The sequence below is a fragment of the Promicromonospora kroppenstedtii genome, from assembly GCF_044389675.1.
In the GTDB taxonomy this organism is placed as follows: Bacteria; Actinomycetota; Actinomycetes; order Actinomycetales; family Cellulomonadaceae; genus Promicromonospora; species Promicromonospora kroppenstedtii.
Map to the genome: position 1 here is coordinate 50,119 of NZ_JBIRYI010000025.1, position 11,652 is coordinate 61,770.

Here is an 11,652-nt window from a genome sequence, read left to right on the forward strand (position 1 = left end):
GACTCGGGCGTCTGACATGTCCGGGGTGGGTCAGAGCTGGGCGCGGAGCTTCTCACCCTTGGCGTGCGCCACCGCGCTCAGCTCGGCCTGGAACGCCACCATGCGCTCCCGCAGCGCCGCCGCCTCGTCGCCCGCCCCCGAGCCCAGGATGCGCGCCGCCAGCAGGCCCGCGTTGCGCGCCCCGCCGATCGACACCGTCGCTACCGGCACGCCGGCCGGCATCTGCACGATCGAGAGCAGCGAGTCCATGCCGTCGAGGTACTTGAGCGGCACCGGCACCCCGATCACGGGCAGCGGCGTCACCGACGCCAGCATGCCGGGCAGGTGCGCCGCACCGCCCGCGCCCGCGATGATCACGCGCAGCCCGCGGTCCGCGGCCTGGCGGCCGTAGTCGATCATCTCGGTGGGCATGCGGTGCGCGGAGACCACGTCGACCTCGACCGGCACGCCGAGCTCGTCCAGCGCCTCGGCAGCCGCCTGCATGACGGGCCAGTCGGAGTCCGACCCCATCACGATGCCGACCTGCGGGTTGCTGCTCATGCGTTCGCCCCTTCCTCGGTGGTGGTCATGGTCGCGACGGGCTCGACCCGCGGGACGGGCTCGACCCGCGACGGCGTCTCGCCGCGCAGCAGGGCCGCGGCCGTGACCGCCCGGCGCCGGACCTCGGCCAGGTCGTCGCCGCTCACGTTCACGTGGCCCAGCTTGCGGCCCGGCCGGATGCCCTTGCCGTACAGGTTGACGCGCGCCTCGGGGAACGCGGCGAGCACGTCCGGCAGCGCGTCGGTCAGCTCGTCGAGCGTGGAGCCCAGCACGTTCGCCATCACGGTCCAGGTGGCCGTCGGCTCGGCGGCGCCGAGCGGCAGGTCCAGGACGGCACGAAGGTGCTGCTCGAACTGGCTGGTCACGGCGCCGTCGATGGTCCAGTGCCCGCTGTTGTGGGGGCGCATGGCGAGCTCGTTGATCAGCACCGTCGGCGTCCCGTCGGGCCCGGGGACCTCGAACAGCTCGACGGCCAGCACGCCGGTCACGTCCAGACCCTCGGCGACCGTGGTCGCGATCTCGCGCGCCCGGGCGTCCAGCTCGGCGGGCAGGCCCGGTGCGGGAGCGATCACCTCGGAGCAGACGCCGTCGCGCTGGATCGACTCGACGACGGGCCACGGCCGCACCTCGCCCGACGGACGGCGGGCCACCAGGGCCGCGAGCTCGCGGGTGAACGGCACCTTCTCCTCGACCAGGAGCTGCGGGCCGCCGTCGGCCACCGCGGCGAACCAGTCGGCGACGTCGTCCGCGGAGGTGACCACCCGCACGCCCTTGCCGTCGTAACCACCGCGGGAGGTCTTCACCACGGCGCTCCCGCCGACCTCGTCGAGGAAGGCCGTCAGGGCGGCCCGCCCCTCCTCGGGGGACGACGCCGGCAGCGGGGCCCACCGGGGGCACGGCACGCCGAGCTCGGTCAGCCGCTGCCGCATCACGATCTTGTCCTGCGCCTGCACCAGCGCGTGCGGGCCGGGGCGCACGGGCGTGCCGTGCTCGATCAGGTCCGTGAGCAGCGTGTTCGGCACGTGCTCGTGCTCGAACGTGAGCACGGCGGCGGCGCGGTCGCCGTCCGGGGCGATCAGGGCGCGGATCGCGGCCTCGTCGGACGCCAAGCCCACCGGGGCGTCGGTGACGACCTGCGCCGCGGACGACGCCGGGTCCTCCACCAGGACTCGGAGCCGGATACCCAGCTCACCGGCCGCTGGGGCCATCATGCGGGCGAGCTGCCCGCCGCCCACGACGGCGACGACGGGCGGGCCGGACTGACTGGAATCTGTTGCGCTCACGTCGGTGAAGCCTACCGGCGGCCGCGCACCTTCTTCTGACCGAGGGTGGAGATCTTCGACCCCACCGGCAGCACCTGGTGCGGGTCGAGGGTCTTCGGCACGCCCGAGAGGAACACCGAGAACACCGGCGGCGTGCGCTGGGTGAGCTGCAGGTTCCCGCCGTCGGCGGCGACGAGGTCGCGCGCCAGGGCGAGGCCCAGGCCGGTCCCCGCGCCGGACGTGACGCCCCGCTCGAAGATCTTGCCCTGCATGTCCTCGGGCACGCCCTCGCCCTCGTCCGTGACCTCGACGGCCATGGCGCCGCGCTGCCCCTCGCGGATCCGGAGGGTCGTGGTGCCGCCGCCGTGCTTGAGCGAGTTCTCCAGGAGGGTGGACAGCACCTGGGCCAGGGCACCGGGGGTGGCCAGCACCCGGGCTCCGCCCGAGTCCTCGACGTTCAGGTGCCGGCCGGCCCGCTCGAAGGACTCGCGCCACTCCTCCTCCTGCTGGAGGAAGACGACGGCGACGTCCACGGACTCCGTGGTGCCGCCCTGCGCGCGCCGCGAGCGGGCGAGCAGGTCGTCGACCACGCCGACCAGGCGCTCCACCTGTTCGAGCGAGATCCGGGCCTCCTCCTGCACGTCGGGCTCGCTGGAGGTGAGCGTGATCTCCTCCAGGCGCATCGTCAGCGCGGTGAGCGGAGTGCGGAGCTGGTGCGAGGCGTCGGACGTGAACTGCCGTTCCACCGCGAGCCGCGCCGCGAGCCGGTCCGAGCTGCGGGCCAGCTCGGCCGCCACCAGGTCGATCTCCTCCACCCCGGAGGGGTCCAGTCGTGGACGCACCTGTCCCGCGCCGAGCTGTTCCGCCGACGCCGCGAGGTACACGAACGGTTGCGCCAGCCGGTTGGCCTGCCACGCGGCCGTGACCGCGCCGGCGGCGAACGCCCCCACGCTGCCGAACACGACGAGCACGACGACGTTGATCGCCTTGATGTACGCCGGCCAGGCCGATACGGACACCACCACGCCCATGACGGGCTGTTCCTCGGACGTGAGCCCGCGGTCGATGGTGGCGCCGGCAACGGGCTCGCCAGAGACGAGCTGCTCGCCGTTCGGCTGGTTCACCGTCACGTAGGCGACGATGTCGTTGCCCTGCGGCTGCACGGCGCGGTCAACGACCGACTGGTCGACGAACCCGGCCTCGGCGGCCGAGCGGTTGCGCTCGTAGGAGTTGACGGACGAAGCCAGGAGGTCCTGCGCCCGGGTCTCGACCCGCTGAACTTCCTGGCCGTAGATGTAGCGGGCGCCGAAGATCGCGAGCGGGATGCCCAGGAGCAGGACCGCGACCGCAACCGCGGCGATCGTCGCCTGCAGTACGCGGGCGCGCATCTGGCTAGCTCGCCCCGATCTCGAAACGGAAGCCGAGGCCACGCACGGTGGAGACGTAGCGCGGGGCGTTGGCGTCGTCACCGAGCTTGCGGCGCAGCCAGGACACGTGCATGTCCAGCGTCTTGGTGGAACCGACCGGGTCGGAGCCCCACACGTCGCGCATCAGGGTGTCGCGGACCACGACGGAGCCGGCGTTCTGCACGAGCACGCGCAGCAGGTCGAACTCCTTGGTGGTCAGGTGCAGCTCGCGGTCGCCCTGGAAGGCGCGGTGCGCCGAGACGTCGACACGGACGTCCTGCGCGTGCAGCTCCTCCTCCTCGCCGGTCTCGCCGTGCGAGCGGCGCAGCAGCGCCCGCACGCGGGCGAGCAGCTCGGCCAGGCGGAAGGGCTTGGTGACGTAGTCGTCGGCACCTGCGTCGAGGCCCACGACGAGGTCGACCTCGTCGGCGCGAGCGGTCAGCACCAGGACGGGCACGGTGAGGCCGTTGGCCCTGATCTCGCGCGCGACGTCGAGCCCGTCCATGTCGGGAAGGCCCAGGTCCAGAACTACGATGTCCGCACCGGTCGAGCTCTCGATCGCACCTTTGCCGGTTCCTTGCACGACGACGTCGTATCCCTCACGGGAGAGCGCTCGTGCCAACGGCTCGGCAATGGCCGGGTCGTCCTCGGCTAGGAGTACGTGAGTCATTTCGCCATCGTAGGGCATAACCGACGCTCTGGCGCTACCCGGTCAGGCCTCTTGACAGGGCTCGTACCGAATCCTTTCGGCTGACACCGCCATGGCGCAAGTGCTACCACGGTATGACGCGCCGGCGCAACGGTTACACCTACTCTGACCTGCATGGGTTGGTACGAACGGTGGGCGGGTTGGTCCGAGCGGTACCGGTTCGTGGTGGACCTCGCGCTGACCGTCCTCGTGGGCCTGTTCGCGGTGGTCCTCGCGGGCGACGTCTACGCGCCCACCCTGCACGGCTCGCTCCAGACCATGCTCGTCTCCGCGGCCGTCCTCGCACCGCTCCCCTGGGCCCGCACGCACCCCGTCGCCTCGACCGTCGCGGTCTTCGTGATCTGCATGCTGCAGGTGATCGTGCTCCGCGTCCCCACGGTGCTCCCGGCCGACTTCGCCGTGCTGGTCTCCATGTACTGCGTGACGGTCTACGGCCCGCGCTGGGCCTACCTGATGGCCTGCGGCATGGCGGTGGTGGGCCCGGTCACCGTCGGCGTCGTGCTGGCGGCCCAGGACGAGACGGCGTCGCTGGTCAACTCCATCCCGGTGATCGTCCTGATCACGACCCTGCTCGCGTGCTCGTTCGCCTTCGGCCTGGTCCGCAGGTCCAGGCGCGCCATGCTCGTGGCCATGCGCGACCGCGCCGAACGCCTCGAGGTGGAGCGCGACCAGCAGGCGCAGATCGCCACCGCGGCCGAGCGGTCGCGGATCGCGCGCGAGATGCACGACATCGTGGCCCACTCCCTGTCCGTGGTCATCGCGCAGGCCGACGGCGGCCGGTACGCCGCGGCCGCGAACCCCGCCGCCGCCGAGCGCGCGCTCGGCACCATCGCCGAGACCGGCCGCGCCGCGCTGGCCGACATGCGCCGCCTGCTGGGCGTGCTGCGGGAGGGCCCGGACCGGGGCGCGACGCCGCTGGGCCTGGTGGCCCCGGCCGGCCCCGCCCCCGCCCGCCCGCGCCCGACCAGCGGGAGCGCCCCGGCGGTCCCGGACGCCGGGGGCGCCCGCACCGTGCCGCCGTCCCCGTCGGACGGCGCGGCACCCCTGCGCCCCCAGCCGGACGTCACGAACCTGGGAGATCTCGTCGACCAGGCCCGCGACGACGGCCTGCGGGTCTCCTGGGCGCGGGTGGGCGTCGAGCGGCGGCTGCCGCCCGGCGTCGGGCTCACGCTGTTCCGGGTGTGCCAGGAGGCGCTCACCAACGTGCGCAAGCACGCCGGCCCCCGTCCCGCCGTCACCATGCTGCTGCGCTGGGGCGAGGACGAGGTGGAGCTGCGCGTGGACGACGACGGCCGCGGCCTGGCGGCCGCCGGCTCCGCCGACCCCGCGGAGCAGCCCTCCGCCGGGTACGGCCTGCTGGGCATGCGGGAGCGCGCCGAGATGTTCGGCGGGACGCTCACGGCAGGGCCGCGCCGGGGCGGCGGGTTCTCGGTCCGGTTCGTCGTGCCGATCCCGCGCGCCGAACGCCCCGCGGCCGCCGAGACCATCGAGCCCGCTGAGCCGGGCCAGGCCACCACCGAACCGAGCACGACGACCGAGGAGAACGATGACTGACGCCCTGGACGCGCCCGTACGGGTGGCCCTGGTCGACGACCAGCCGCTGGTCCGCGCGGGCCTGCGGATGGTGATCGACTCCCAGCCCGACCTGCGGGTGGTGGTCGAGGCCGACGACGGCCGGGACGCGCTGCGCCTGCTCGCGACCACGGCGTCCGACGTGGTGCTGATGGACGTGCGCATGCCGGGCATGGACGGCCTGACCGCGACCCGGGCGCTGCTGGGCGACGGAGGCGTCGCGGCGGGCGACCCCCGCGTCGTCGTGCTCACGACGTTCGACCTGGACGAGTACGTGCTGGACGCGATCCGGGCCGGCGCCAGCGGGTTCCTGCTCAAGGACGCCCAGCCGGAGGAGCTGCTCACCGCGATCCGCACGGTGCACCAGGGCGACGCGGTGATCGCGCCGTCGTCCACGCGGCGGCTGATGGAGCGCCTGGTCACGGCGCTGCCACCGGAGGAGGCGGCAGGCCCGCAGGAGGCGCTGGCCGGCCTGACGGGCCGCGAGCGCGAGGTGCTGGTGCTGATGGCGCGCGGGCGGTCCAACACGGAGATCGCCGGGGACCTGTTCGTCGCGGAGGCGACGGTGAAGACGCACGTGGGACGGATCCTGGCCAAGCTCGACGCGCGCGACCGCGTGCAGGCGGTGGTGACCGCCTACGAGACGGGCCTGGTGCGGCCCGGCTCGTAGCCGGCCGGTTCGTAGCCGGCCCGGCTCAGTCCGCCGCGAGCGCCGCGACCGGCCGGGTCCGGACGGCGGCCCGGGCCGGCACCACGGAGGCGACGAGGCCGGCGACGAGCGCGACGCCGAGGACGGCCACGACGTCGGACCACGGGACGACGAGCGGCACCTCGCCCAGGGTGGACAGGGCGGTGGTGGCGCCGGCCCAGCCGTACAGGAGGCCGAGCAGCACGCCGAGCACGGCGCCGACGCCGGCTATCACGAGGCCCTCGACGGCGAGCGTGGCGCGCAGCTGGCCGCGGGAGAGCCCGATGGCGCGCAGCATGGCGTTCTCGCGGGTGCGGTCGATCACGGACAGCGACAGGGTGTTGGCCACGCCGATCAGCGCGATGAGCACGGCCACGGCGAGCAGCCCGACGACGATCCCGAGGATGACGTCGATGATCTGCTGGTAGGCCGAGCGCTCGACGACGATCCCGGTGATCCCGACGGTCTCGCCGGTGCCGGACACCGCTTCCTGCACGGCGGACACGACGTCGGCGGCGTCGTGGTCGTCGTCGACCTGGGCCCAGAGCTCGCCGGCCGCGAGGCCGGGGGCGAGGGCGTCGAGGTCCTGGGGCGTGAGGTAGGCCCGGTCGGACCGGGTGTCGCTGTGCACCACGCGGAGGGTCAGGTCGCCGCCGGGGCCGGTGAGCTCGACGGTGTCGAGCCCATCCAGCCGGTACAGCTTCGCGGCGCGCTCGGGGACGACGAGGGTGCCGGGCCGCAGGAGGTCGGCCGTGGCGGGGGTGTTGGCCACGGCCCGCAGGTCCGCGGGGTCGACGACGGCGACCTGGACGGCGCGGCCGCCGTCGGCCCGCTCGGCCGACAGGTTGGTCACCGGGACCACGGCGCGCAGGCCGTCGACGTCGGCCAGGGCGTCGGTGACCGCGGCGGGCACGAGGGCGGGTGCGCCGCTCTCGTCGGGCATGGTGCTGGTGACCTGGAGGTCGACGGGGAAGCGCGCGTCCAGCTCGTCGTCCAGGGCGGCACGGGCGCTGGCGGCGCCCGTCGTCATCATGGAGACCAGGGTGACGCCGATGAGCAGGGCCGTGGACGTCGCCGCCGTGCGGCGGGGGTTGCGCAGGGCATTGGCCGACGCGAGGCGCGCGGCCGGTCCCCCGGCCCCGACGAGCCGGCCGAACGCGGCCGCGACGCGGGGCAGCCAGAAGACCGAGCCGACGATGACCCCGACCAGCGACACGGAGCCGCCGAGGACCGCCGCGAACAGCCCGACGTCGATGCTGCCGGACGTGCCGAGCGCCACGCCGGCGGCCAGGACGGCCAGGCCGCCCACGGTGGCGAGCGTCGCGAACAGGCCCCGGCCGCGACCGGTGCCCTGCGTGCCGGGTGCGTCGGCGGGGCGCAGGGCGGCGAGCGGTGCCACGCGCGCCGCGGCCCGTGCCGGGGCGAGCGCCGCGGTCAGGGAGACGAGCAGGCCGACGCCGAGCGGCCCGACGAGCACGGGCGCACTCAGGGGGACGGTCCGCGGGAGTGCCACACCCAGGTCGAACGCGGGCGCGACCAGGAGCCCGCCCTGCACCAGCAGGGTGCCGAGCACGATGCCCGCGGCCGAGGCGGCCACTCCCAGGAGGGCGGCCTCCAGCAGCACGCTGCGGTAGATCTGCCCGGTGCCCGCGCCGACGCAGCGCAGCAGCGCCAGGGTGCGGGCACGCTGCGCCACCAGCACCTGGAAGGTGTTCGCGATGACCAGGCCCGCGACCACCAGGGAGACCGCGGCCAGGGCCAGGACGAACACGAGGTAGACGATGTTCTGGCCGTCCGAGATGGCCGAGACCACGTCCTCCGCGTACTGGACGGGGGTGGTGACTCCGGTGGCGGCCGGGACGGCAGCGGCGAGGTCGTCGCGGGCAGCCGCCACGGCGGCCGCGGACCCGGGCCGGTCCAGGGCGACGACGATCGTGCGCATACCGGCCGCCCCCGCCGGGCCGGCGCCGTCCGCGAGCCGCTCCCGCAGCGCCCGAGGACTGACGACGGCGACGCCGCCGCCCGCCGCGTAGGCACCCACGGGGTCGGTGACCAGGCCGGACACGGTGAGCCGCGTGACGGCCTCCTGACCGCCGTGGCAGTCGGACCCGTGCTTGCCCACGGCGGGGTGCTCGCCCAGCAGGCAGCGCGTAGAGGCGATCGTGTCGCCCACGCCGACGCCGAGGAGCTCGGCGACGTCGACGGGCAGGGCGATGCGGTCGGGCTCGTCCGGCCAGGCGCCGACGGTCAGGACCAGCGGTGTGAGCCGCTGGTCCGACGGCGTGGCGACCAGCGACTGGTAGACCGTCCGGCCGCCGTGGTCGAGCTGGGCGTAGGTGCCCTGGAACCCGTCGGCCGCCGCTACCCCGGCGACGTCGCGCACCGCGTCGACGTCGCCGGGCGTCATGGTGCCCCCGCGGTCGAAGACCACCAGGTCCGCGCCCGCGTACTGCGCGGCCACCTGGTCGTACGTTGTGCGGGTGATGATGGTCCCCGCCTGCAGCGTCGCGGCCACGAACGCGGTGCTGATGACGATGGCGAGGCCGGCCGCGGCCAGCCGGCCCAGGCCGCGGCGCATCTGGGCCACGGTGAGGAGCACGGTGGGACTGACGGTCAGCACGCGGCAGCCGAACGGTCCGCCGGGACGTACAGAGGTATGTCCACGAGATCTCTCCCTCGAGTCGCTGCGGCTGCTGCGTGCTGACCGGTCACCCCGGGACTGCTACTCCGCGGCGAGCGCCGCCACGGGGTGGGTGCGGACGGCCGCCCGGGCGGGCACCACCGAGGCGACCAGCCCGGCGACCAGGGCCACACCGAGGACGGTGGCGATCTCGGCCCACGGGACCGCGAGCGGCACCGTGCCGACGCCGGACAGGGCCGAGGCGGCACCTGCCCAGCCGTACACGAGTCCCAGCAGGATCCCGAGCAGCGCCCCGACGCCGGCGATCAGCATGCCCTCGATGGCGAGCGTGGCCCGCAGCTGCGCCGTCGAGAGCCCGATCGCCCGGAGCATCGCGTTCTCGCGGGTGCGTTCGACGACGGACAACGAGAGGGTGTTGGCCACGCCGATGAGCGCGATGATCACGGCCACCGCGAGCAGGCCGACCACGATCCCCAGGATCACGTCGATCACCTCCTGGTAGGCCTCTCGTTCGACGGCCGCGCCGGTCACGTCCACGGCCTCTCCCGTCACCGAGACGGCGTCCTGCACCGCGGCGACGGCGTCCGCCGGGTCACTGCCCTCGGCGACGCTCCCCCACAGGGTGTTCGCGTTCACCTCCCGGGTGAAGCCGGCCAGGTCGTTCGGGGTCAGGTAGGCGGAGGAGGTACGCAGGTCCGTGCCGACGACGTCCAGGGTCACCTCGCCCGCCGGCCCGGTGAGCGTGACGGTGTCGCGCCCCTCCAGGCCGTAGTCCTCGGCGACCCGGTCGGGCAGGAGCAGCGTGCCGCGCTCCAGCGACGCGACGTCGTCCGGTGTGCTCAGCACCCCGCGCAGGTCCTCGGGTGCCGCAGCGGTGACCGGGACGAACGACTCGACGTCACCACCGACGGCCGCGGTCAGCGTGGTCACCTCGGCCACGGCACGCAGGTCGCCGACGTCACGCACGGCGTCGGTCACGGAGCCCGGCAGGGCGACCAGGTTCCCCTCGGCGTCGTACGACGTCGCGGAGACCTCGAGGTCCACGGGGTACTGCGCGTCGAGCTCCTCGTCCATGGCGAGCCGAGCGCTCGCGGCGCCAGTGGTCATCATGGAGACGAGCGTGACGCCGATGAGCAGCGCGGTCGCCGTCGCCGCCGTGCGACGCGGGTTGCGCTGCGTGTTGGCCGCCGCGAGCCGGGCGGCAGGGCCGGCCGGACCGAGCAGGCGGCCGATGCGTGCCGCGACCTTGGGCAGCCAGAAGACCGCACCGAGGACGACGCCCACCAGGGACACACAGCCACCGGCCACGGCGGCCAGCACGCCGACGTCTGCTTTGTCGGTCATCCCCAGGTAGACCCCACCGGCCATGACCGCGAGTCCGCCGAAGGTGGCGAGACCGGCCAGGACGGCCCGGGCCCGGCCGGCACCCGCGCCGCGCAGCGTCGGCGCGTCGGCCGGCCGCAGGGCGGCGAGCGGGGCCACGCGGGAGGCCGCACGGGCCGGGGCGAGCGCGGCCGCGAGGGTCACGAGCACACCCACGGCGAGCGGGAGGAGCACGACGGGCGCGCTCACGGTGATGGTCGCGGGCAGCTGGACACCGAGGTCGAAGGCCGGCACCAGCAGCAGGCCCCCCTGCACCAGCAGGGAGCCGAGGAGCACGCCCGCCACCGAGGCGACCGCGCCGAGGATGGCCGCCTCGAGCAGGACGCTGCGGTACACCTGGCCGGTGTTCGCGCCGATGGCGCGGAGGAGGGCGAGGGTGCGCGAGCGCTGCGCGACGAGCACCTGGAAGGTGTTGGCGATGACGAGGCCCGCGACGACCAGCGACACGGCGGCGAAGCCCAGGACGAACACCAGGAAGATGATGTTCTGGCCGCCCGTGAGCCCGGCCACGACCTCCTCGGCGTACTCCTGGGTGGTCATGACCTCGGTGGCCGCCGGGACCGCCGTCGTGAGCGCGTCCCGGACCGCCTCGATCGCGGTCGGGTCACCCGGCTGGTCGAGCGCCACGACGATCTCCTGGAGGGCCTCCGTCTGACCGGGTTCCCGGTCGTCGGCGAGCCACTGGTCCATGGCCTCCGGGGAGACGACGCCCATGCCGCCGGCGAGTGCGAAGGCCTGCCTCGGATCGTCGACCAGTCCCGAGACGGTCAGCTTCTCGTTGACCTCCCGGCCGTCGTAGTAGCTGGTGCCATCGTCCGCGACGGTCGGCTCGTCGTCCAGCACCCAGCGGCTGGAGGAGACCGTGTCTCCCACCCCGAGGCCGAGCCGCTCGGCGACGTCCGCCGGGAGGGCGATGCTGCCGGTCCCTTCCGGCCACGCCCCGTCGGTCAGGACCAGCGGGGAGAGCCGCGGGTCGGAGGCCTGCGGGACGATCGACTGGTAGATCGTCCTCCCGCCGTGGTTGAGCTCCACATAGGTGCTCAGGGTCCCGTCGGCCGCCGCGACGCCCTCGGTGGCCCGGACGGCCTCGACGTCGTCCTGCGTCAGGGTGGTGGCTTCGTCGGACACCACGAGGTCGGACTCGGCGTACCGGGCGGAGACCTGGTCGTAGGTGGTGCTCGTGATGATGTTGCCCACCAGGAGCGTGGCCGCGACGAACGCGGTGCCGATGGCGATCGCGACGCCCGCGGCGGCGAGCCGGCCGGTGCTGCGCCGCATCTGCGCCCAGGTGAGACGTGCGGTGGGGAAGGAGGCGGACATCACGCACCCGTCCCGGACACCGTGCCGATGGCTCCGGTGGTGACGGCGGGCTCCAGGGTGCGCAGCGCGTCCAGCCCCGCCATCGCGGACTCCGGCGTCGGATCACTGATGTCCCCCGCGATCCGACCATC

Annotated in this window: 8 protein-coding genes; 2 read left to right on the plus strand and 6 right to left on the minus strand. The window is 74.3% G+C overall.

Going from position 1 to position 11,652, the window contains the following annotated elements; genetic code table 11:
- Window positions 1-30 precede the first annotated feature (30 nt).
- From purE to ACH47X_RS26260, 4 genes are read right to left on the minus strand one after another with little or no spacing between them, the layout of a single operon-like run.
- Window positions 31-540, minus strand: a complete 510-nt coding sequence (gene purE, locus ACH47X_RS26245; protein ID WP_397408296.1) for a 5-(carboxyamino)imidazole ribonucleotide mutase — start codon at window positions 538-540, stop codon at window positions 31-33.
- Window positions 537-1,823 carry a 5-(carboxyamino)imidazole ribonucleotide synthase gene (locus tag ACH47X_RS26250; RefSeq protein WP_397408298.1) on the minus strand — a complete coding sequence of 429 codons (1,287 nt, stop codon included), beginning with the start codon at window positions 1,821-1,823 and terminating at the stop codon, window positions 537-539. The genes purE and ACH47X_RS26250 overlap by 4 nt, the downstream gene beginning before the upstream one ends.
- Window positions 1,824-1,834: 11 nt before the next feature.
- Entirely contained in the window at window positions 1,835-3,190 is a 1,356-nt protein-coding gene (locus ACH47X_RS26255; protein WP_377252217.1) for a sensor histidine kinase, read from the minus strand.
- A gap of 4 nt (window positions 3,191-3,194) precedes the next feature.
- Window positions 3,195-3,878, minus strand: coding sequence for a response regulator transcription factor (locus tag ACH47X_RS26260; RefSeq protein ID WP_026366105.1), 684 nt, complete (start codon window positions 3,876-3,878; stop codon window positions 3,195-3,197).
- 153 nt (window positions 3,879-4,031) lie between these two features.
- Here ACH47X_RS26260 and ACH47X_RS26265 point away from each other — a divergent pair, with 153 nt between their 5' ends.
- The gene (locus ACH47X_RS26265; RefSeq protein ID WP_397408300.1) at window positions 4,032-5,471 is read left to right on the plus strand and encodes a sensor histidine kinase; all 1,440 of its coding nucleotides are present in this window, start codon (window positions 4,032-4,034) and stop codon (window positions 5,469-5,471) included.
- Complete coding sequence (locus tag ACH47X_RS26270; RefSeq protein WP_397408302.1) at window positions 5,464-6,159, plus strand: response regulator; 696 nt, start codon at window positions 5,464-5,466, stop codon at window positions 6,157-6,159. The genes ACH47X_RS26265 and ACH47X_RS26270 overlap by 8 nt, the downstream gene beginning before the upstream one ends.
- Before the next feature lie 25 nt (window positions 6,160-6,184).
- Here ACH47X_RS26270 and ACH47X_RS26275 read toward each other — a convergent pair whose 3' ends face one another.
- Window positions 6,185-8,797 carry an FtsX-like permease family protein gene (locus tag ACH47X_RS26275; RefSeq protein ID WP_397408304.1) on the minus strand — a complete coding sequence of 871 codons (2,613 nt, stop codon included), beginning with the start codon at window positions 8,795-8,797 and terminating at the stop codon, window positions 6,185-6,187.
- Between the two features lie 102 nt (window positions 8,798-8,899).
- Window positions 8,900-11,521 (minus strand): FtsX-like permease family protein, encoded by a 2,622-nt coding sequence (locus tag ACH47X_RS26280; protein ID WP_397408306.1) that lies wholly within the window; start codon window positions 11,519-11,521, stop codon window positions 8,900-8,902.
- Window positions 11,522-11,652: the final 131 nt, after the last annotated feature.

Coding starts and splice junctions, on each gene's coding strand:
- purE (WP_397408296.1), bottom strand. CDS start 540: ATGAGCAGCAACCCGCAGGTCGGCATCGTGATGGGGTCGGACTCCGAC.
- ACH47X_RS26255 (WP_377252217.1), bottom strand. CDS start 3,190: ATGCGCGCCCGCGTACTGCAGGCGACGATCGCCGCGGTTGCGGTCGCG.
- ACH47X_RS26260 (WP_026366105.1), bottom strand. CDS start 3,878: ATGACTCACGTACTCCTAGCCGAGGACGACCCGGCCATTGCCGAGCCG.
- ACH47X_RS26265 (WP_397408300.1), top strand. CDS start 4,032: ATGGGTTGGTACGAACGGTGGGCGGGTTGGTCCGAGCGGTACCGGTTC.
- ACH47X_RS26270 (WP_397408302.1), top strand. CDS start 5,464: ATGACTGACGCCCTGGACGCGCCCGTACGGGTGGCCCTGGTCGACGAC.
- ACH47X_RS26280 (WP_397408306.1), bottom strand. CDS start 11,521: ATGTCCGCCTCCTTCCCCACCGCACGTCTCACCTGGGCGCAGATGCGG.